Here is a 20,240-nt window from a genome sequence, read left to right as displayed (position 1 = left end):
CGGGTCAGTTCGCCGTCGTGCGGGGTGCGCTCGGGTCAGTTCGCCGTCGTGCCGTTCCGGGGGTCGCCCGGCTCGTCGTCGTCGCTCGGAGGAGCGATGCACATGCGCTCTGCCACGAGTGCGCAGACCGTCAGCACGATCCCGCCCCCGACGGCGACCACGTTCGGCAGGGTCGAGCCTAGCGAAGGCGTCACCGAGCGGGTCAGGAGGTACACGACCAACCCGATCGCGAAGCCGCCGAACAGGACGCCGCAGATGCTCGAGGCCTTCGCCAGCACCACCACGCGCGTGGCGTAGAGCGGGTCGACCGGCCGCTGCCGGCCCGCGCCCTCGCGGGCGTGCCGGCGGACGGGTCGCGCCATGAGCACGACGGCGACGCCGATGAACGCGAGCGTGATGCCGAGCGGCACGGCGAGCAGCAGCGTCGGCGACTGTCGCGACGCGAGCACCGCGTCGAACGCGAAGCCCGCCACCGCGGTCACGACGGCGATGCTGAGCAGGGTGGAGGGACGGGTCGGCTTCACGGCTGGGTCACGTTCCCTTCGGTGGTGGCCCGGGAGGCGCGGGGCACGTCCGCGAACAGGCGCGGCTCGTCGACGCGCTCGGTGTCGTCCCCCACGGCGGCGAGCAGGTCGGCCACCGGCCCGGCGCCGGGCAGGACGGCCGCGGGGTCGGCGTCGAGCCACGGTGCGAGCACGAACGCGCGCTCGGCGGCACGGGGGTGCGGGACGGTGAGCGTGGCGGTGTCGATGTGCAGGTCGTCGACGGCGACGACGTCGAGGTCGAGGGTCCGGTCGCCCCAACGGACGTCGCGGGTGCGGCCGTGCTCGTCCTCGATGCCGTGCAGTGCGTCGAGGAACGCCTGCGGCTCGAGGTCGGTGTCGACGACCACGACGGCGTTGCGGTACCGCGGCTTGGTGTCGTCGCGGCCGTCCAGGGTGACGGCGACGGACTCGACCTCGTGGCTCGACGCCACCGGGTGGACCCCGGGCAGCGCGGCGACCGCTCGGGCGGCGGCGCGGAGGGTGCTCCCCCGGTCGCCGAGGTTGGCGCCGAGCGCGACGACGACGCGGCTCACTCTTCTTCCTCGTCCGGCACGGTCGCCCCGCGGGCACGGCGGATGGTGATCGAGACGTCCGTGAACGGCACGGTGATGGGTGCCTGCGGCTTGTGCACGGTGACCTCGGTCGCCAGGGCCGCACGGTGGGTGAGCACCGCGGCCGCGATGCGCTCCGCGAGGGTCTCGATCAGGTCCACCGGGTCGCGTTCGATCTCGGCGACGACCTGCTCGGCGAGCACGCCGTAGTGCACGGTGGCGTCGAGGTCGTCGCTGCCCGAGGCCGCACGGGCGTCGAGCTCCACGGCGACGTCGACGACGAAGTCCTGACCGTCGGCACGTTCGTGGTCGAAGACCCCGTGGTGGCCGCGGGCGCGGACCCCGACGAGGCGGATGGTGTCGTTCACGAGCGAGCTGCCCTCCAGGCGTCCCAGACGTCGAGCACGGCACGAGTCGGTGCCGGGTCGTGCACGCGCACCCCCCACGCGCCGCGTTCGGCGGCGAGCAGGCTGATGGCGGCGGTGGCGAGGTCGCGGTCCTTCGGCGGGGCGCCCTCGGGGCTGCCGACGCCGTCCAGGAACCGCTTGCGTGATGCGGCGACGAGCACCGGCAGACCGATCGAGGCGAACCGTTCGTAGCCGGCCAGGATCTCCCAGTTCTGCACGCCCTGCTTGGCGAAGCCGAGGCCCGGGTCGATCACGACCTGTTCCTGGCGCACCCCGAGGACGATGAGCTCGGCGACCCGCATCTCGACCTCGCGACGGACCTCGTCGACGGCGTGCACGTACTCGGCGTTGCGGTACATCCGGTCACTGTGGCCACGCCAGTGCATGACCACGAACCCGGCCCCGGTCGACGCGACCACGCGGGCCATGTCCGGGTCCGCCAGGCCGCCGGACACGTCGTTGACGATCGCGGCGCCGAGTTCGACGGCCCGTTCGGCGGTCGAGGCGTTCATCGTGTCGACGCTCACCGGGATGCCCTCGGCGACGAGCTGCCGGACGACCGGCAGGACGCGCTCCTGCTCGACCGGCACCGGCACGCGCTCCGAGCCCGGCCGCGTCGACTCCCCACCGACGTCGATGATGTCGGCGCCCGCGGCGACGAGGTCACGCGCGTGCTGCACGGCGGCGTCGTAGGCCTGGTGCAGCCCGCCGTCGCTGAACGAGTCGGGCGTCACGTTGAGGATGCCCAACACCCGCGTGCGGTCCGGTGTCGGACCGCCGCGGGTGTCGAGCCGACGAGCACGTCTCGTCGGCAGGTCGGTCATGCCGGCCCCCTACGCCGGGGCGATACCCGGGTTGCCGAAGGGGCGACGACGGGGCTTCGAGGTCGACTCGCTGTCCGACTGGTCCGCTGCGGTGGCGGCGGCCTGCCCTGGCACGTCGATCGCGGGCAGGTTGCTCACCGGACGCTTGTCGCTGGAGAGCCACTGCGGGCGTTCCGGCAGCTTGCGGACGTCCTTGAAGATCTCCACGAGCTCCGGGGCGTCGAGCGTCTCCTTCTCGAGGAGCTCACCGGCCAGGCGGTCGAGGATGTCGCGGTTGTCGTTGAGCACCTGGTACGCCTCGTTGTGCGCCGCCTCGAGCAGCGCACGGGTCTCGGCGTCGACGGTCTGGGCGATGTTCTCCGAGTAGTCGCGCCCGGTCCCACCGCTCATGTCGCGGCCGACGAACGGTTCGCTCGACCCGGAACCGAGCTTGACGGACCCGACGGCCTGGCTCATGCCGTACTCGGTGACCATCTTGCGGGCGGTGCCGGTGGCCTTCTCGATGTCGTTCGAGGCGCCGGTGGTGGGGTCGTGGAACACGATCTCCTCGGCGACGCGTCCACCCATGGCGTAGGTGAGCTGGTCGAGCAGCTCGTTGCGGGTGACCGAGTACTTGTCCTCGAGCGGGAGCACCATCGTGTACCCGAGGGCACGGCCGCGCGGCAGGATCGTGATCTTCGTGACCGGGTCGGTGTGCCGCATCGCCGCTGCCGCCAGGGCGTGGCCGCCCTCGTGGTACGCGGTGATCAGGCGTTCCTGGTCGGACATGATCCGGGTCCGACGCTGCGGGCCCGCCATCACGCGGTCGACGGCCTCGTCCAGCGCGCGGTTGTCGATGAGCTGCGCGTTCGACCGGGCGGTGAGCAGCGCGGCCTCGTTCAGGACGTTCGCCAGGTCGGCGCCGGTGAAGCCCGGCGTCTTGCGGGCGAGCAGCTCCAGGTCGACGCTCGCGGCGAGCGGCTTGCCCTTCGCGTGCACCTCGAGGATCTGCTTGCGGCCGGCCATGCCCGGGGCGTCGACACCGATCTGGCGATCGAAGCGGCCCGGACGCAGGAGCGCGGGGTCGAGCACGTCGGGACGGTTCGTCGCGGCGATGAGGATGACGTTCGTCTTGCCGTCGAAGCCGTCCATCTCGACGAGCAGCTGGTTGAGCGTCTGCTCGCGCTCGTCGTTGCCGCCGCCGATGCCGGCACCGCGGTGACGACCGACGGCGTCGATCTCGTCGATGAAGACGATGGCCGGCGAGTTCGCCTTGGCCTGCTCGAAGAGGTCACGGACACGGCTCGCACCGACACCGACGAACATCTCGACGAAGTCCGAACCGGAGATCGAGTAGAACGGCACCCCCGCTTCGCCGGCGACGGCGCGGGCGAGCAGGGTCTTGCCGGTTCCGGGAGGGCCGTACAGCAGCACGCCCTTCGGGATCTTGGCGCCGACGGCCTGGAACTTCGCCGGCTCCTTCAGGAACTCCTTGATCTCGTGGAGTTCCTCGATCGCCTCGTCGGAACCCGCGACGTCGGCGAACGACACCTGCGGGTTCTCCTTGTTGTTGATCTTGGCCTTCGACTTGCCGAACTGCATGACCTTCGAGCCGCCGCCCTGGGCGCTCGAGAGCAGGAACCAGAACAGGGCACCGATGATCAGGAAGGGCAGCAGGACGCCGAGGAGCGACAGGAACCAGTTGCCCGTGTTCACGTGGTCGTCGTAGCCCTTGGGCAGGTTGGCGTCGTTGACGGCCTGGATGACCTCTTCGCCACGGGGCGTGGAGTAGTAGAACTGCTCCTGCTTGTCGCCGTCGCGGGTGATCATGTCGACCCGCTGCTCGGTGGAGTTGACGATGACGGACGAGATCTTGCCGTCGGCGAGCTGCTCGAGGCCCTTCTGGGTGCTGACCTCGGTCGTGCTGCCCTGGCTGATGACGCTCCAGCCGATGAAGATGCCCGCCAGCGCGATCAGCACGTAGAGGTACGGGCCGCGGAAGATGCGCTTGAAGTTCATGTGATCCGGGCGCGAGTGCCCGACACCTTTCTCTGCCGAAGTTGCGTGCAGGTCAGCATACGGCCGCGATTCTGTGGCGAGAATGGGTGTCCTCTGCGGGCGAACTCAACCCGAGGCAAGTACCCCCTGGACGGGTTACGAGTACACGTGCGGCGCCAGGACGCCGACACCGCGCAGGTTCCGGTAGCGCTCGTCGTAGTCGAGGCCGTAGCCGACCACGAACTCGTCGGGGATGTCGAAGCCCACGTACTTGACGTCGACCTCGACCTTGGCGGCCTCGGGCTTGCGCAGCAGGGCGACGATCTCGACGCTCGCGGCACCGCGGGACTGCAGGTTCTGCTTGAGCCAGGACAGCGTCAGACCGGAGTCGATGATGTCCTCGACGATGAGGACGTCGCGGCCGTGCAGGTCGGTGTCGAGGTCCTTGAGGATCCGCACCACACCGGACGACTTCGTGCCGGAGCCGTACGACGACACCGCCATCCAGTCCATCCGCGCCTGCATCTTGAGGTGCCGCGAGAAGTCGGCCATCACCATGACGGCACCCTTCAGGACACCGACGAGCAGGGGGTCGCGGCCCGCGTAGTCGGCGTCGACGACCGCCGCGAGTTCGGCGAGCTTGTCGTCGATCTGCTCGGGGGTGAAGAGGACTTCGGACAGGTCTGCCTGGACGTCGGAGAGTTCCACCGGTCCAGCCTAACCGGCACTGAACGACAGGCGGTCACCGGATCGCGACGCCCGGACGCCCGGCAGGTCGATCGGCCCCTGTCCGCTCCAGTCCGTGACGAGCCGGCAGACCTCGAGCGTCTGCACGCGCGACAGCGTCACCCCGAACTCGCTCTCCACCGCCAGGCGCACGAGTCGCTGCCGGAGCGCCGGCGGGTTCGCCCCGAGCGCCCGGACGGACAGCGAGATGCCGGCCTCGGAGTGCTCGGCGATGTCCTCCGCCATCTCCTCGGCGAAGTGGTCGAGTGCTGCAGAGTCCTCGCGCAGCTGGTCCGCCGTCCGCGCCAGCGCCTCGGGCACGCCGGCACCGAGTTCGCGCTCGAGCACCGGCATGAGGGTGTTCCGCACGCGGACACGGGCGTAGGCGGGGTCGTCGTTCTGCGGGTCGTGCCACGGCGCCAGCCCGGCGGCGGCGCACGCCTGCCGCGTCGCGTGCCGACGCACGGTGAGCAGCGGGCGGCCGTAGGCCGGCCCCTGGTCGCGCCGTGCGAGCGGCAGCATGCCCGACAGACTGTCCGGCCCGCTGCCGCGCAGCAGGCCCAGCAGCACCGTCTCGGCCTGGTCGTCCAGGGTGTGTCCCAACAGCACGAGAGGCGACCCGGTGGCGGACGCGACCGCGGCGATCGACGCGTGGCGGGCCTCCCGGGCGGCGCCCTCCGGACCACCGTCGGAGCCGACCGCGACCCTGCGGACCTCGACCGGGTCCAGACCCAGCTCGGATGCCTGCCGGGAGGCGCGGCTCGCGACCGCCTCGGAGCCCGCCTGGAGCGCGTGGTCGACGACCACTGCCCCGGCTCGGAGCCCCTGCTTGCCCGCCTCGAACGCGGTGGCCGCGGCGAGCGCGAGCGAGTCCGGTCCGCCGCTCAGCGCGACCAGCACGAGGTCACCCGCGGTGACGACGCCGTCGTCGAGCGCGGTGGCGAGCAGGTCGCGGACCGCCAGGCGGGTCTCGGCGACGGCAGGGTCCAGCCGGGGACGCGGAGAGTTCACCCGGTAACGTTAGCCGCGCTCTCGGGACCACCGACAGCCCCACCGACACACCAGGAGTACAGACATGGCCGCGTACGACGTCGTCGTCGAGATCCCCAAGGGCAGCCGCAACAAGTACGAGGTGGACCACGAGACCGGTCGTGTCTACCTCGACCGCGTGCTGTTCACGTCGTTCGTCTACCCGACCGACTACGGCTTCTTCGAGAAGACCCTGGCTGACGACGGCGACCCCGTGGATGCGCTGCTGCTCCTCGAGTTCCCGACGTTCCCCGGTGTGGGCGTCAAGGTCCGTCCGGTCGGCGTCTTCAAGATGAGCGACGAGGCCGGCAAGGACGAGAAGGTCCTCGTGGTCCCCGCGAAGGACCCGCGCTGGACGCACATCCAGGACATCTCGGACGTCGACGAGCAGACGAAGGCCGAGATCGCGCACTTCTTCGAGCGCTACAAGGACCTCGAGCCGAACAAGTGGGTCAAGGCCGAGGGCTGGGGCGACGCCGCCGAGGCCGAGGCGATCGTGCAGGCCGGCCAGAAGGCCTACGTGCCCGCTGGTCACTGACGCTCCTCTGGCACAGAACGGCGCCCGCTCTCCATCCGGAGGGCGGGCGCCGTTCTGTGTCCGGGGTTGCTTTGCCGGGCGGGGGACGGGCGGTGCGGGGGGCGTACCTGGTGGGAACGGGCGTACCTGGTGCTCTGATCCGGGCAGGTATGCCCGATCCCGCTTGCTACCGCAGCCGTTCTGGGAACGATCGGGCTGCGGGCTACAGGGAACCGCTCGGGCGGGCGACGTACGGCAGGAGCTGGCTCGGCGTCCAAACGGCCCGCTCGACCACACCGACGCCCGGTCGGGCCGCTTCGACCATCATCCCGTTGCCGGTGTAGATCGAGTCGTGGTAACCGCCGGAGGCGGTTCCGTTCGACGAGTAGAAGAGGATGTCGCCGGGCTGGCGCTGCGAGAGCGGCACGAGGCGACCGATCGAGCCGAAGTAGTTGTACTGCCAGACGACGTTGTGCCCACCGGTCGCGATGCCCTGCGAGCTGTACGCCATCATCACGAGGCCGGAGCAGTCCCAGGTGCTCGGGCCAGCACCACCGAGGACGTAGGGCTTGCCGAGCTGCCCGCGGGCGTACGAGATCGCACCGGCGGCCTTCGAGGGGCTGCTCGGGGCGGGTGCCGGAGTGCTGGGCGCCGGGGTGGTCGGCTTCGACGGCGTCGGCGTGCTCGGCTTGGCGGGAGCCGGGGCAGGCGCGGGAGCGGGAGCCGCCGGCGTGCTCGGCTTCGACGGGGCGCTCGGGCGCGACGGGGTGGTCGTGCCGCTGCCGCTACCGCCGCCGGTGCTCGGGTTGGTGGTCGAGGTGTTGCCGTTGCTGGTGCTGCCGCTGGTGCCGTTGTCGGTGCTGGTGCCGCTCGCGCCGCTGCCGCTGGCCGTGCCGGTGCCGCTGCTCGTCTGGGCCGCCAGGGCGGTCTCGGCCGCCTTGGCCTGCTGCGCACTCCAGTACGCACTCTCCGTCGCGACGCTCGTGCCCTTGAGGTACGCGAGCTGACGGAGGACCTCGTCCTGCTGGTCCTGCTGCTTCTGCACCCGGGCCTGGGCGTCGGCGGAGACGTCGTTGGCGGTGGCGAAGGCGGTCTTCGTCGCCTCGGTCGCCTTGCTCAGTGCCGTCGTGGCCACGGACTGCTGGTCGGCGAGCGAGTCCACGGTCTTCTGGTCGGAGCGGGCCTGGGCCAGGATCGTCGCCGACCGCTCGGACAGGTGCGACATCGTGCCGACGCGGTAGAGCAGGTCACCGGAGTCCGAGGCGTCCGTGAGCATCGTCGTCGACAGGTCGCCGCCGCCCATGCGGGACAGCTCGACGACGAGCGCGGCCACCTGGCCCGCGGAGTCGTCCGCCTTGCCCTTGGCCCGCTTCGACTGCGCGGACAGGTCGGCGAGGTTGTCCTTCGCCTCCTGCTGCTGCGAGGCGGCGAGGGCGTACGCCTGCCCGGCCTGCTGCTCGACGATGCCGGCGCGGTCCGCGGCGGCCTGCAGCGAGGTCAGCCGGTCGCTCAGCTCGTCCACCGTCTGCTGCGCGTCGGCGGCATCCGACTTCGCGGCCTTGACGTCGTCCCAGGACGGTGCCGACGGCGCGGCCTGGGCGGGTCCGGCGATGACGACCGACAGTCCGATGCCGAGCACGGCGACGGTGGCGATCCCGCAGGAGAACGAGCGAGCGGACAGGGTCATGGCGGGGTCAACGCATCCCGGCTGCGCTGATGCTCATACCGAGATCCCCCGCGCTGCCATGAAGGGGACCGGGTCGACGGCAGCACCGTTGATCCGGGTCTCGAAGTGGAGGTGGCACCCGGTCGACCAGCCGGTCGAACCGATCTTGGCGATCTGCTGCCCGGCGGTGACGTGCTGGCCGCTGGCGACCATGATCCCGCCGTCGACGATGTGGCCGTAGGCCGTCGAGATGCCGCCGCCGTTGTCGAGGATGACCTCGTTGCCGTAGCCGCCGCCGTTGCCCGCGAAGGTCACGGTGCCGTCGTGGGCCGCGTAGATCGGGGCGTAGCAGGCGGGAGCGAGGTCGACCCCGGCGTGCAGTGCCGTGTAGTGCGTGTACGGGTCGACGCGGATGCCGTAGCCGCTGGTCTGGAAGCCGCCGGCCGGACGGACCCACCCGGCAGAGTTGGCCGTCCCGCCACCGGTACCACCCTGGCTCGTGGCCGCGGCCTTCGCGGCTGCCTTGGCCGCAGCAGCGGCGATGCGGGCCTGTCGGGCCTTCTCGGCGGCGACGCCCTTGCGGTAGTCGGCCTCGACACCGCGCTGCTTCGTGGTGAGGGCCGTCAGCTGGGCCTCGAGCCGCGACTCGTTGTCGTTCTGGGCGTCGACGGCGGTCTGCGCCGCGTCGGCAGCACCCTGCGCCTGCTGCATCTTCGACTGGGCCGCGTCGGCGAGGTCACCCAGCGCCGCCTTTGCCTTGTCAGCCTTGTCGGCCTGCGCCTGCGCGGTGCCCCGGTCCTGCGACGCCTGCGAGTAGATGCCGTCGGCCTGCTCGCTGAGCTTCGACATGGCGCCGAGCTCGTAGAGCAGGTCACCGGAGTCCGAGGGGTGCGTGAGGATGTCGGTCGTCACGTCGTTGGCGCTGGCCCGACCGAGCTGCGCGGCGAGCTGACCGGCCTGCTCCTCGGACTGTGCGGCGGTCTGCTCGGCGTCGTCCGCCTGGGACTGGAGCGTCTTCTGCTCGAGGGTCGCCTCGTCGTACTTGTTCTGTGCAGCCTGGTAGGCCTCGCCGGCGGCCTGTGCGGCCTTCTGCTTCGCAGCGGCCTCGGACTTCAGGGTCGAGATGAGCGACTTGATCTCGGTGACCTTCGCCTGCTGGGCACTCGTCGAGGACTTGGCCTTCTGCACCTCGGACCAGCTCGGGTAGCTCGCGGCACTGGCCGACGTCGCCGGGGCGAGGACCGCGAGGGTGCTGCCGGCGAGCACGACAGCGACCGCGGCGGCGACGAGGCGGCTGCGGTTGCGGAGGGAGAGCGAAGGTGAGGTCGACATGTATCTCGATTTCGTAACAGCGCGGCAAGGCTCACGCACGTAACACTGTTAACAGACGCAACAGTAACAACAGGTGTCGCAGCCCCACAGCCCCTCGGACGAGGGGCGTGGAGCCGACGACGATGCTCGCATCGCAACCTCGACACCCGGTGCCGGGCGGGCGCGACACGCCGGGGATTCCGCCGGAACGCGGCCCGATTTGCGAACCCCCGGGGGCATCCGTATGCTTGTCCATCGGTAGCGCGAAGCACCACTTGCGGCCCTATCGTTTAGTGGCCTAGGACACCGCCCTTTCACGGCGGCAGCACGGGTTCGAATCCCGTTGGGGTCACTCTCCGAGTGAGCGAGCAAGTAGTACTGAGCAACACCACAGCAATTCAACATGGCCCTGTAGCGCAGCTGGTTAGCGTGCCGCCCTGTCACGGCGGAGGTCGCGGGTTCAAGTCCCGTCAGGGTCGCCACGGCTGGATAGCTCAGTTGGTAGAGCGTTCGACTGAAAATCGAAAGGTCCACGGATCGATGCCGTGTCCAGCCACCGGTGAAGGCCCCCTGCTTCGGCAGGGGGCCTTTTCCGTTGTCTGAGCCGTCTGGCCCGGGTCGGCGCTAGGCCTCGCGGGTCTTCGGGCTGCTGTCGTTCGTCTTCGCCGGGTCACGCTCGACCACGGCACCGAGGGCGTCGTCGATCCGGGTGAGCAGCTCCGCCGGGATCGTGACACCGGCAGCGCCGGCGTTGTCGTGCACCTGCTCCGGACGCGACGCCCCGATGATGGCGCTCGCGACGTTCTCGTTCTGCAGTACCCAGGCGACGGCGAGCTGTGCCATCGACAGGTCGAGCTCCTTCGCGATCGGCTCGAGCTCCTGCACCGAGGACAGCACCTCGTCGCGCATGAACCGCTTGATCATGTCCGCGCCGCCCTTGTCGTCGGTGGCGCGTGAGCCCTCGGGCAGCGGCTGACCCGGCTTGTACTTGCCGGTCAGGACACCCTGGGCGATCGGGGACCAGACGATCTGCGAGATGCCGAGCTCCTTCGAGGTCGGCACGACCTCTTCTTCGATGACCCGCCACAGCGCCGAGTACTGCGGCTGGTTCGAGATGAGCTGGAACCCGAGGTCCTTGGCCAGCGCGGCACCGGCACGGAGCTGCTCCGCGGTCCACTCGCTGACGCCGACGTACAGGACCTTGCCCTGGCGCACGATGTCGGCGAAGGCCTGCATCGTCTCCTCGAGCGGGGTCTCGTGGTCGAAGCGGTGCGCCTGGTACAGGTCGACGTAGTCGGTCTGCAGGCGGCCGAGCGAGCCGTCGATCGACTCGAGGATGTGCTTGCGGGACAGCCCGGTGTCGTTGTGCCCCTTTGGCCCGGTCGGCCCGAACACCTTCGTGGCGATCTCGAGCGACTGGCGACGCTCCCCCTTGAGGGCTTCGCCGAGGACGGTTTCCGCGCCGGTGTTGGCGTAGACGTCGGCGGTGTCGAACGTCGAGATGCCCACCTCGAGGGCGGCCTTGACGCAGGCGATGGCCGCGTCGTTCTCGACCTGGGATGCGTGGGTGAGCCAGTTGCCGTAGGTGATCTCGGAGACCTTGAGGCCCGAGTTGCCGAGGTAGCGGTACTCCATGTGTGTGTCACTCCTGTCGTGGCCGCGTCGATGCGGCTCGACCCGTGACGGTAGTCGGCCGGGACGGTGCAGGATCACATGGGACGACGGCGCAGGGCTGCGCCGCGGAGAGCGAGGGAGCATCCATGACCGGAGCGAGCGTGTTGTTCATCGGCGGGAGCGGCGTGATCAGCGCCTCCTGTGTGCGGGAGGCGACCGAACAAGGCCACGACGTCACCGTCCTGAACCGGGGGACCACCGGGGGCAGGCCGATCCCGGAGGGTGTGACGCGCCTCCAGGCCGATGTGTCGGACCGCAGCGCCCTGGCGGACGCACTCGGCGACCGCCACTTCGACGTAGTCGTGAACTGGATCGCCTTCACGCCGGACCAGGTGCAGGCCGACATCGACTTCTTCGCCGGACGGACGCGGCAGTACGTCTTCATCAGCTCGGCCTCGGCGTACCAGACGCCGGCGACGCACCTGCCGATCACGGAGTCGACGCCGCTGAAGAACCCGTACTGGCAGTACTCGCGCGACAAGATCGCGTGCGAGGACCTGCTGATGGAGGCATACCGGGAGCAGGACTTCCCGGTGACGATCGTGCGGCCGTCGCACACCTACGACGAGACGAAGCTGCCGCTCACCGGCGGCTGGACAGCGGTGGCGCGGATGCGCGCCGGCAAGCCGATCATCATCACCGGTGACGGCACGTCGCTGTGGACGCTGACGCACAGCCGTGACTTCGCGGTCGGGTTCACCGGGCTGCTCGACAACGCGTCGGCGATCGGTGAGGCCTTCACGATCACGAGCGACGAGGCGCCGACGTGGAACGCCATCGCGCACGAGATCGCGGCGGCGGCGGGGGTGTCCGACCTGCAGATCGTGCACGTGCCGGCGGATGCCATCAACGCCGTGGACCCGGAGTGGGGTGCGGCGCTGCTCGGCGACAAGGCCAACAGCTCGGTGTTCGACAACAGCAAGGTCCGGTCGCTCGTGCCGTGGTACCGGCCGCGGACGCCCTACCGGCAGGGTGTGCGTGAGGTCATCGCCTGGTTCGAGGCCAACCCCGAGGCGCAGGTGGTCGACGAGCGCCTCGATGCGCTCATGGACGAGTTGGCGGCGCGCTGGGCGGTGTGAGCCGCACTTGGTGAGCAGAAATGGTCGGGCGCCGTGTGGCGACCCGACCATTTCTGCTCACGAAGCGAGCGCGTGGCGCCGAGCGCGCGGCGCCGAGCGCGCGGCTCAGGCGCGCGCGGACAGGACCGACGCGAGCGTGCCGATCGCCGTGCGCAGCTCGTCGTCGGTGACGACGAGCGGCGGGGCGAAGCGGATCGTCGAACCGTGGGTGTCCTTCACGAGCAGCCCGCGGTCGGCCAGGTCCTTCGAGATCTCCTTGCCGGTGCCGAGCGCGGGGTCGATGTCGATCCCCGCCCAGAGTCCGGCGACGCGGTGCGACACGACCCCCTTGCCGAGCAGGTCGTCGAGCAGCCCGCGCAGCAACGGTTCGCCGTCGAGGGCGCGCTGCTGGAACGTGCCCTCACCGAGCATCGCCACGACCTCGGCGCCGACGGCAGCGGCGAGCGGGTTGCCGCCGAACGTCGAACCGTGCTCGCCGGGACGCAGCACCCCGAGGACGGAAGCCGAGCCGACGACCGCGGACACCGGCACGATGCCGCCGCCGAGTGCCTTGCCGAGCGTGATGAGGTCCGGGCGGACCCCGACGCGCTGCACGGCGAGCGTGTGGCCGGTGCGTCCGAGGCCGGACTGGATCTCGTCGGCGATGAACAGCGCACCGAACTCGTCGCAGACCTCCCGGACTGCAGGGAGGTACGACGCCGGCGGGATGACCACGCCGCCCTCGCCCTGGATGGGTTCGAGCAGCACGGCGACGACGGTCTCGTCCATCGCTGCGCGCAGGGCAGCGGCATCGCCGTACGGCACGGTGCGGAAGCCGGGCGTGAACGGCCCGAAGTCGTCGTGCGCCGAGGGGTCGTCGGAGAACGAGATGATCGTGGTGGTGCGGCCGTGGAAGTTCCCGGACGCCACGATGATGGTCGCGCGGTCCGCGGGGACCCCCTTGACGCGGTAGCCCCAGGCGCGGGACACCTTGATCGCGGACTCGACGGCCTCGGCACCGGTGTTCATCGGCAGGACCATCTCGGTCTCCGTCAACGCCGCCAGTGCCGTGGCGAACGGCCCGAGCTGGTCGTTCACGAACGCCCGGCTGGTGAGCGTCACCCGGTCGAGCTGCGCCCGGGCGGCGTCGAGCAGCCGCGGGTTGCCGTGGCCGAAGTTCACCGCGGAGTACGCGGCGAGGCCGTCCAGGTACTGCTTGCCGTCGACGTCGGTGACGGTCGCTCCGGCCCCCGACGCGATGACGACGGGCAGCGGGCTGTAGTTGTGCGCGAGGGCGCGGTCCTCGACGGCGAGCGCCGCCGCGGTGTTGACCCCGAGCGACGCTGCCGCCGACATCAGCTGACCCCGAGCGAGCGGGCGACCGAGTTGCCGGTGCCGACCGGGTGCAGGTCGAGCGTGCAGCACTTCACGCCGCCACCGCCGAGCAGCAGCTCGGACAGGTCGACGCCGATCGGGTTGTAGCCCTTCTCGCGCAGCTGCTCCGCGAACCGAACAGCCCGGGCGGCGATCACGACGTTGTACCCGTCGGAGTACGAGTTCAGGCCGAGGATCGCAGCGTCCTCCTCCGTCGCGATGATCGCGTCCGGGAACCGCTCGCGCAGGATCGCCAGCGACGGTTCGTCGAAGGCGCTCTCCAGGTACGCGATGTTCGACCGGCCGGAAGCGTCGGGCTCCGGATCGAGCACCGCGATGGCGGTGTCGAGGTGGTAGAAGCTCGGGTTGATGAGCTTCAGGGTGACGACCTCACGGCCGTAGATCGTCGCGAGCTCGTCGTGCGAGGTGCTGTCCGACCGGAAGCCGGTGCCGGCGAAGATCGTGTTGCCGATGAGCAGGAAGTCACCCTCGCCCTCGTTGGTCTGCTCCGGCTCGGCGACGGTCAGGCCGGCCTGACGGAACCAGTCCATGTACGCCGGGCCCTCGGGCTGGCGCTCGGGGTACTGGAACTTCGCGCCGTAGGCGATGCCGTCGAGGACGAACCCGCCGTTGGCCGCGTAGACCATGTCCGGCAGGCCGTCGATGGGGTCGATGTACGAGATGTCGAAGCCGAGCTGCTCGTACACGTCGACGAGCGTCTGCCACTGGGCGACGGCCTTCGACGTGTCGGTCGGCTCCTCCGGGTGCATCCACGGGTTGATCCGGTAGCTCACCGTGTAGAAGTCCGGCTTGCACATCAGGATCGTCCGCTTGGTGGCGGTACGGGCCGGTGCATCGGTGGTCGAGGGTGCGGTGTTCGACATCAGTCCTCCTGAGAAGGGACCGGGGCCCGAGCCTGCCAGGAACCGAAACGGAACGAAGGAGAGGTGCTCCGGCGAGATGCAGGCTCACTCGCCGTAGCGGACCAGGTCGACGCCACGTCGATCCTGACACAGACCGTCCGGCAAGTGCAGTACCGGGAGCGAAGCGCCGTGGCACCCGTTCGGGTGACGCACGTTTCGTGCGTCCGAACCGCCGACCTCGCAAGAAGTCCGCGTACGATGGGTGCAATGGATTCGCTCGACCACCGCATCCTGGATCAACTCCGGGACAACGCCCGCGCCGGCTACGGCGACATCGGGTCGGTGGTCGGACTCTCGGCATCGGCCGTCAAGCGCCGTGTCGACCGGCTCGTCGGCGACGGTGTCATCCAGGGCTTCACGATCAAGGTCGACCCCGCTGTCGAGGACCGCGGGACCGAGGCCTGGGTCGAGCTGTACTGCCGCGGCACCGTCTCCCCCGACGAACTCCGGGCTCTGCTCGACACCGTGCCGGAGGTCATCGACGCCGGCACGGTCACGGGGAGCGCCGACGCCGTCGTGCACATGCGCTCGAAGGACCTGTCCGCGCTGGAAGAAGCGCTCGACAAGGTCCGCCTCGCACCGCAGGTGGACCACACGCGGTCGGCGATCGTGCTCTCCAAGCTGGTCAGTCGCGACACCGCGTAACGTCCGGCAGATGGCACGGAACACGATCGGGCGCGTTCCGCTGGGCGGCGTCGCGAAGCGGCGCGCGGAACGCGCCGACCGAGCCTGCGAGGTCGGCGGATCACCGCCCACGGGATCGCGCCCGGCCCGGCAGCTGGTCACCGCTGCGGGCCTCGCCTACGTCGCGAACTGCCTCTGGGGCACGGCCGTCGCCGTCCGGTTGATCCGGACGAAGAAGCTCCGCGTCGTGCACCACGGCCTGTTCATCGTGACGGCGACGCTCACCGGGGCCGCCGCGACGACGCCCTTGTGGACCCGGGACCGTTCGGCGCTGTTCCTGCTGCCCGCAGTCGTCCCGCTCGCGCTCGCGCCCCGCACGAACCCGCGCTCCGGAGCACACTGGAAGATCGCGGTGGCCGCCGTGCCGTCCTACCTGGGGGCGCTGTTGGTGCGGCGCCGACCGTGACCACGAGACACGAGGGGAAGCAGTGGAGCTCTTCGAGGCCATCCGACGCCGACGGACCACGAACGGGGCGTTCCTGCCCGACCCGGTGTCCGAGGAGCACCAACGGCTGCTCATGGAGCTCGCCGGCCGGGCCCCGTCCCAGCTGAACAGCCAACCGTGGCGGTTCGTGCTGGTCGAGGAGCGCGACACGATCGACCGGGTCGCCGCGATCAGCGGCAGCTCCATGACCCGCACCATGGCCGAGGGGACGTTCTTCGAGCGGTACAAGCCGTACTTCCGGTTCTCGAAGGCCGAGATGGACGAGCGGCGCGACGGCATGCTGTTCGACAAGCTGCCCGGACCACTCCGGCCGTTCACGAAGCAGGTGTTCACGAAGCGCGGGCAGCTGCTCATGAACACCCTCCGTGTGCCGCAGAGCCTGGGTGAGGAGAACCGGAAGCTCGTCGCCGGGTCGCCGCTGCTGCTCGGCGTGATGCTCGACCGCCACGAGTACCGGGAGCAGGAGCTGTCCGGCTTCTACTCGGTGTTCAGCATGGGCGCGGCGATGGAGAACATCTGGCTCGCGACGACCGAGCTCGGGCTGGGGATCCAGTTCGTGTCCTTCCCGATGGAGACGCCGGGCGCCTGGGCGGAGATCGAGGGCCTGCTCCGGGTGCCCGAGTCGCTCGAGCTCATGGCCGTCTACCGGATCGGGTACCTGCCGCCCGAACGGCGCCGCCCCGCGATCGACTGGACGTCGAGCGAGCGGAGGCGGCCGTCGCAGTACGTGTTCCGCGGCACCTGCGACACCCCGCAGCAGGGGTGGGACGACGCGCCCGTCGCGGGCCACATCGAACCGGAGGCGACCACGTCGTGACCGACACCCGACCCACCCAGAGTGCCCCGGGCCTCCCGGGAACCGCCCCCGGCCTGCCGGGCCGCCCCTGGATCTCGCAGGACTGGCTCGACGTCGTCTTCGTGCACTGGCGCGTCGACGTGTCGGCGGTGGCCCCGCTGCTGCCAGCTGGAACGCGACCCGACACGATGGCGCTCGACGGGACGGACGACGGGGTGACCACCTGGGTGGGCCTCATCGGGTTCCGGTTCGAGGACACCCGGTTCCCGCCCCTCGGGGCGCTGGGGCGGACCGGCTCGATCGGCGACTTCGTCGAGGTGAACGTCCGCGCCTACACGGTCGACGAGCACGGCCAGCACGGTGTCGTGTTCCTGTCCCTCGACGCCGGCAAGCTGCTGCCGACCCTCGGCGCACGCGTGGCCACCGGACTGCCCTACTGGTGGGCGGACGCCGAGTCGCGCAGTGGCGACGGCCGCGTCGGGTACGCGATGCGGCGGCACGGGACGCACCTGCGATCGATGCTCGACGTCCGCGTGGGCGAGGTACTGGACGAGCCAGGGCCGCTCGAGACGTTCCTGACCGCGCGGTGGGGCATGCACGTGCACCGGGCCGGGCGGACCCGGTTCTGGCCGAACGAGCACGACGCGTGGCCGTTGCACCGGGCCTCGGTGGTGTCGTTGCGGGACGACCTGGTCGGGGCCGCCGGGCTGCCGTTCGGGTTGACGGAGCTCGAGCCGGACTCGGTGCTCTACTCGGCGGGGGTCACGACGCGGTTCGGTCGGGGGCGCTGAGCGGGTCGTCGGCCGGCGGCTCCGGTCCCGGTCGCTGTTCTGGTCCCGGTTCCGGTTCGCCGGCGTCCGCCGGCGCTCCGTTCTGGTCGGGGTCGGCCGTCCCAGAGGCGGCTCGCCACTGCAGGACCGCAGTGACGACAGCGACCGGGACGATGACGATGCTCCACCCGATCCACCGCGATGAGTGTGCTTCGTCGACGCTCGGGACCGTCAACGCCACGACCGCGTACACAGCCGACACGACCGCGACAGCAGCCGACGCCGCCGAACGCCCCCACAGCTCGAACCGCGTCGGCTCGTCCCGCCGCACCGTGTACAGGCCCGTCGCGGCAGCCAGGTAGCCGATCAGGAGCGTCTGCGCGCCCACCGCGAGGGCGAACACCGCCAACGCGACTCCGGCGGCGCTCCAGACGACGACACGCGTGCGGTGCAAGCGCCAAGCCGTCGTGCAACTCGGGTACCAGTACGCCCGTCGTCCGGCGAACGCGAGCACGACCGCGCCGACCAGCCCGACGACACCGACGAGGACCGCGACGGGCAGGGCGGGACGCTGCAGCCAGATGCCGATCGCCACGACCGCCAGCGCCCCGACTGCCTGGGCCATCGGAGGACCCCACCACTGCTCGGGGAGGATCGGCGCCCGGCGGATCCAGCGCGGCTGCGGCTCCGCGTCCGGCTCGGGTTCCACCGGGTCGTCTCGCGTGTCCACGCGACCATCATGCTCGCCACCGTCCGCAGGCACGGGCCGTCGGGGGACACCGGCTGAGTGGTGCATGGTCGGCCGCAGGTACAAGTGAGCCATGACTCGAGTGGCAGTGGTGACCGGTGGATCCGCAGGACTGGGGCGTGCGACCGTCCGGGAGCTCGCCGCGCGGGGGTGGGACGTCGCCGTCCTCGCCCGTGGACGGGACGGCGTCGACGCCGCGGTCGCCGAGGTCGAGGCCGCGGGGCGTCGCGGGCTGGCCCTGGTCGCCGACGTGTCCGACCGCAAGGCCGTCGAGGCCGCGGCCGACCGCGTCGAGCAGGAACTCGGGCCGATCGACCTGTGGGTGAACGGCGTGATGGTCGGGGTGTTCGGCAAGTTCCTGGACACCGCGCCCGAGGACTTCGAGCGAGCGCTGCACGTGACCTACCTCGGCTTCGTCAACGGGACCCGTGCCGCGCTCTCCCGGATGGTGCCCCGCGGCCAGGGGCACGTCGTCCAGGTCGGTTCAGCACTCGGCTTCCGGGGCATCCCGCTGCAGGCCGCGTACTGCGGCGCGAAGCACGCGATCGTCGGGTTCACCGAGTCCGTCGTCTCCGAGCTGCTCGAACAGGGCAGCAAGGTGAAGGTGTCGCGGGTCGACATGCCCGCCCTGAACACGATCCAGTTCGGCTGGGTGAAGTCGAAGCTGCCGCACCACCCGCAGCCGGTCGCCCCGATCTTCCAGCCCGAGGTCGGTGCCCGCGCGATCGCTGCCGTGGCCGAGCGGCCGCGCCGTCGCACCTGGGTCGGCGAGTCGACCGTCTACACGATCCTCGGCAACCGGATCAGCGGGCGTTTCGCCGACTGGTACGCCGCCAAGACGCTCGTCTCCGGGCAGCAGGCGCCCGACAAGGACGGACAGGAGCTGCACGACAACCTGTACGAGCCGGTGCCGGGCGACCACGGCGCGCACGGTGTGTTCGACGAGTCCGCGCACGCCTGGTCGCCGCAGACCTGGTGGGTGGAACACCGACGGATCGGAAACGGCATCATCGGGGCGGCGCTCGGCGCGGCCGGGGCCGTCGCACTCGTGGCCGGACGACGACGATGAGCCGCCACGGATCGTCGGTGCGGGGTGCAGCCGTCGTCGAGCTGTGCCGGGCCGGACTCGGCCTGTGGCACCTGGGCCGAGCGGCTCGTGGTCGCGACCAGGCCGTGCTGCACGGCGTGCTCGGCGTCCGGCAGCTCGTGCAGGCCGCCCTCGTCGCACGCACGGGCACCGGGAACGCACACACGCTGAGCGCCGCCGTCGACGCGGTGCACGGCGTGACGATGGTGCCGCTCGCCCTCGACCCACGACGCCGCCGGTTCGCCCTGCAGCAGGTGTGGATCGCCACGGTGCTCACCGTCGCCGAGGTCGCCGTAGTCGGCCGGCACTGACGGCTGGCGGCGCTGACGTCCGTCGGCGCTGACGCCTGTCGGGGGTGCTCGGTAGCGTCCGGGGCATGGGTACCACCTACTCCGTCGCGTCCTCGCTGGACGGCTTCGTCGCTGCACCGGACGACGACCTCGACTGGCTGCTGCAGTTCGGCTTCGAGCCGTTCCAGGAGCACCACGACCGGTTCTTCGCGGGCATCGGCGCGATCGTCATGGGCTCGACCACGTACGAGTGGCTGCTCGAGCACGACGACACGTGGGCGTACCCGGACCTGGCGACGTGGGTGTTCACCACGCGTGACCTGCCGGTGCCGGACGGCGCCGACGTGCACTTCGTGTCGGGCGAGGTCGCGGACCACCAGGCCGACCTCGAACGGGCCGCCGGCGAGCGCGACGTCTGGGTCGTCGGCGGCGGACTGCTCGCGGCGCAGTACCAGCAAGCAGGGCTGCTCGACGAGCTCCGCGTCACCGTGATGCCGGTGGCGCTCGGCGCCGGTGCGCCGCTGCTACCGGTCGCGGCACCGACCCCGGTGTTCGAGCTGGTCGGGACGACGCCGTTCACCGGCGGTGCCGTCGAGCTGCACTACCGGTCCGCAGCCACCCCGGCGTAGCGTCCGAGCCATGAGCGACAACGAGCAGACCGAGCCCGTCATGGACGGCGCCAACGAGGCCACGAACCACGAGAAGCTGCATGGCCTGATCGAACAGGTCGACCACGACCACCACGGCGAGGGCTCCGGAGCGATGGCCGACCACCTGCGTGACCGGATGGACGAGACCGGCGTCGAGGACGAAGAAGCAGGCGACACCGAGGACTGAC

23 protein-coding genes and 3 tRNA genes are annotated in these 20,240 nt (G+C 70.7%); 13 read left to right on the top strand and 13 right to left on the bottom strand.

Annotated elements, in window-relative coordinates; genetic code table 11:
- Positions 1-35: 35 nt before the first annotated feature.
- The 7 genes from EDF53_RS16400 to tilS form a co-directional block, all read right to left on the bottom strand.
- Complete coding sequence (locus EDF53_RS16400; protein ID WP_123294545.1) at positions 36-524, bottom strand: DUF3180 domain-containing protein; 489 nt, start codon at positions 522-524, stop codon at positions 36-38.
- Positions 521-1,078: a 2-amino-4-hydroxy-6-hydroxymethyldihydropteridine diphosphokinase gene (gene folK / locus EDF53_RS16395; RefSeq protein WP_123294544.1), complete on the bottom strand. Its 558-nt coding sequence runs from the start codon at positions 1,076-1,078 to the stop codon at positions 521-523. The genes EDF53_RS16400 and folK overlap by 4 nt, the downstream gene beginning before the upstream one ends.
- Entirely contained in the window at positions 1,075-1,464 is a 390-nt protein-coding gene (folB, locus tag EDF53_RS16390; RefSeq protein WP_123294543.1) for a dihydroneopterin aldolase, read from the bottom strand. The genes folK and folB overlap by 4 nt, the downstream gene beginning before the upstream one ends.
- The gene (folP, locus tag EDF53_RS16385) at positions 1,461-2,327 is read right to left on the bottom strand and encodes a dihydropteroate synthase (RefSeq protein ID WP_185021087.1); all 867 of its coding nucleotides are present in this window, start codon (positions 2,325-2,327) and stop codon (positions 1,461-1,463) included. Before folP ends, folB begins: the two co-directional genes overlap by 4 nt.
- A 9-nt stretch (positions 2,328-2,336) precedes the next feature.
- Positions 2,337-4,325 carry an ATP-dependent zinc metalloprotease FtsH gene (gene ftsH / locus EDF53_RS16380; protein WP_123294542.1) on the bottom strand — a complete coding sequence of 663 codons (1,989 nt, stop codon included), beginning with the start codon at positions 4,323-4,325 and terminating at the stop codon, positions 2,337-2,339.
- 135 nt (positions 4,326-4,460) lie between these two features.
- Positions 4,461-5,012 carry a hypoxanthine phosphoribosyltransferase gene (gene hpt / locus EDF53_RS16375; RefSeq protein ID WP_111086933.1) on the bottom strand — a complete coding sequence of 184 codons (552 nt, stop codon included), beginning with the start codon at positions 5,010-5,012 and terminating at the stop codon, positions 4,461-4,463.
- Positions 5,013-5,021: 9 nt separating this feature from the next.
- On the bottom strand, positions 5,022-6,041 hold the full coding sequence (gene tilS, locus EDF53_RS16370; protein ID WP_123294541.1) for a tRNA lysidine(34) synthetase TilS: 1,020 nt from the start codon (positions 6,039-6,041) through the stop codon (positions 5,022-5,024).
- Positions 6,042-6,105: 64 nt separating this feature from the next.
- Here tilS and EDF53_RS16365 point away from each other — a divergent pair, with 64 nt between their 5' ends.
- Positions 6,106-6,597 (top strand): inorganic diphosphatase, encoded by a 492-nt coding sequence (locus EDF53_RS16365; protein WP_123294540.1) that lies wholly within the window; start codon positions 6,106-6,108, stop codon positions 6,595-6,597.
- Positions 6,598-6,799: 202 nt separating this feature from the next.
- On the opposite strand, the gene EDF53_RS16360 is transcribed toward EDF53_RS16365, so the two are convergent.
- Together EDF53_RS16360 and EDF53_RS16355 are read right to left on the bottom strand one after the other, a co-directional pair.
- On the bottom strand, positions 6,800-8,263 hold the full coding sequence (locus EDF53_RS16360) for an NlpC/P60 family protein (protein ID WP_123294539.1): 1,464 nt from the start codon (positions 8,261-8,263) through the stop codon (positions 6,800-6,802).
- Positions 8,264-8,296: 33 nt separating this feature from the next.
- Positions 8,297-9,574 carry a M23 family metallopeptidase gene (locus EDF53_RS16355; RefSeq protein WP_123294538.1) on the bottom strand — a complete coding sequence of 426 codons (1,278 nt, stop codon included), beginning with the start codon at positions 9,572-9,574 and terminating at the stop codon, positions 8,297-8,299.
- 258 nt (positions 9,575-9,832) lie between these two features.
- Between EDF53_RS16355 and EDF53_RS16350 the strand changes: the two genes are divergently transcribed.
- The 3 genes from EDF53_RS16350 to EDF53_RS16340 all read left to right on the top strand — a co-directional run bounded on the left by EDF53_RS16350 (position 9,833) and on the right by EDF53_RS16340 (position 10,109).
- A tRNA-Glu gene (locus tag EDF53_RS16350) sits at positions 9,833-9,905 on the top strand.
- Between the two features lie 53 nt (positions 9,906-9,958).
- Positions 9,959-10,035 (top strand) — tRNA-Asp (locus tag EDF53_RS16345).
- A 1-nt stretch (position 10,036) separates the two neighbouring features.
- Positions 10,037-10,109, top strand: a tRNA-Phe gene (locus EDF53_RS16340).
- 68 nt (positions 10,110-10,177) lie between these two features.
- Here EDF53_RS16340 and EDF53_RS16335 read toward each other — a convergent pair.
- A complete protein-coding gene (locus tag EDF53_RS16335; RefSeq protein ID WP_123294537.1) occupies positions 10,178-11,188 on the bottom strand; it encodes an aldo/keto reductase family protein in 1,011 nt (336 codons plus the stop codon).
- Between the two features lie 125 nt (positions 11,189-11,313).
- Here EDF53_RS16335 and EDF53_RS16330 point away from each other — a divergent pair, with 125 nt between their 5' ends.
- The gene (locus tag EDF53_RS16330; RefSeq protein ID WP_123294536.1) at positions 11,314-12,306 is read left to right on the top strand and encodes an SDR family oxidoreductase; all 993 of its coding nucleotides are present in this window, start codon (positions 11,314-11,316) and stop codon (positions 12,304-12,306) included.
- 105 nt (positions 12,307-12,411) lie between these two features.
- On the opposite strand, the gene rocD is transcribed toward EDF53_RS16330, so the two are convergent.
- Complete coding sequence (rocD, locus tag EDF53_RS16325; protein WP_123294535.1) at positions 12,412-13,641, bottom strand: ornithine--oxo-acid transaminase; 1,230 nt, start codon at positions 13,639-13,641, stop codon at positions 12,412-12,414.
- Entirely contained in the window at positions 13,641-14,543 is a 903-nt protein-coding gene (ddaH, locus tag EDF53_RS16320; protein WP_123294534.1) for a dimethylargininase, read from the bottom strand. Before ddaH ends, rocD begins: the two co-directional genes overlap by 1 nt.
- 246 nt (positions 14,544-14,789) lie before the next feature.
- Here ddaH and EDF53_RS16315 point away from each other — a divergent pair, with 246 nt between their 5' ends.
- Genes EDF53_RS16315 through EDF53_RS16300 form a run of 4 tightly spaced genes read left to right on the top strand, consistent with a single transcriptional unit; the run spans position 14,790 to position 17,298 of the window.
- Positions 14,790-15,227 carry an Lrp/AsnC family transcriptional regulator gene (locus EDF53_RS16315; RefSeq protein ID WP_111083794.1) on the top strand — a complete coding sequence of 146 codons (438 nt, stop codon included), beginning with the start codon at positions 14,790-14,792 and terminating at the stop codon, positions 15,225-15,227.
- A 10-nt stretch (positions 15,228-15,237) separates the two neighbouring features.
- A complete protein-coding gene (locus EDF53_RS16310) occupies positions 15,238-15,672 on the top strand; it encodes a hypothetical protein (RefSeq protein ID WP_123294533.1) in 435 nt (144 codons plus the stop codon).
- A gap of 22 nt (positions 15,673-15,694) precedes the next feature.
- Positions 15,695-16,528: a nitroreductase family protein gene (locus EDF53_RS16305; RefSeq protein WP_123294532.1), complete on the top strand. Its 834-nt coding sequence runs from the start codon at positions 15,695-15,697 to the stop codon at positions 16,526-16,528.
- A complete protein-coding gene (locus tag EDF53_RS16300) occupies positions 16,525-17,298 on the top strand; it encodes a YqjF family protein (RefSeq protein WP_221181226.1) in 774 nt (257 codons plus the stop codon). Before EDF53_RS16305 ends, EDF53_RS16300 begins: the two co-directional genes overlap by 4 nt.
- Here the strand turns inward: EDF53_RS16300 and EDF53_RS16295 are convergent.
- Positions 17,270-18,007: a hypothetical protein gene (locus EDF53_RS16295; RefSeq protein ID WP_123294531.1), complete on the bottom strand. Its 738-nt coding sequence runs from the start codon at positions 18,005-18,007 to the stop codon at positions 17,270-17,272. The genes EDF53_RS16300 and EDF53_RS16295 overlap by 29 nt on opposite strands.
- A 91-nt stretch (positions 18,008-18,098) precedes the next feature.
- Here EDF53_RS16295 and EDF53_RS16290 point away from each other — a divergent pair, with 91 nt between their 5' ends.
- The 4 genes from EDF53_RS16290 (at position 18,099) to EDF53_RS16275 (ending at position 20,239) form a co-directional block, all read left to right on the top strand.
- Positions 18,099-19,094 carry an SDR family oxidoreductase gene (locus EDF53_RS16290; protein WP_123294530.1) on the top strand — a complete coding sequence of 332 codons (996 nt, stop codon included), beginning with the start codon at positions 18,099-18,101 and terminating at the stop codon, positions 19,092-19,094.
- On the top strand, positions 19,091-19,423 hold the full coding sequence (locus EDF53_RS16285; RefSeq protein ID WP_123294529.1) for a hypothetical protein: 333 nt from the start codon (positions 19,091-19,093) through the stop codon (positions 19,421-19,423). Before EDF53_RS16290 ends, EDF53_RS16285 begins: the two co-directional genes overlap by 4 nt.
- A gap of 65 nt (positions 19,424-19,488) precedes the next feature.
- Entirely contained in the window at positions 19,489-20,031 is a 543-nt protein-coding gene (locus EDF53_RS16280; RefSeq protein ID WP_123294528.1) for a dihydrofolate reductase family protein, read from the top strand.
- Between the two features lie 10 nt (positions 20,032-20,041).
- Positions 20,042-20,239, top strand: a complete 198-nt coding sequence (locus tag EDF53_RS16275; RefSeq protein WP_123294527.1) for a hypothetical protein — start codon at positions 20,042-20,044, stop codon at positions 20,237-20,239.
- The last annotated feature ends 1 nt before the right edge of the window (position 20,240 follow it).

Source organism: Curtobacterium sp. PhB78 (assembly GCF_003751685.1).
Lineage (GTDB): Bacteria > Actinomycetota > Actinomycetes > Actinomycetales > Microbacteriaceae > Curtobacterium.
This window is presented reverse-complemented; position numbering and strand designations above follow the sequence as displayed.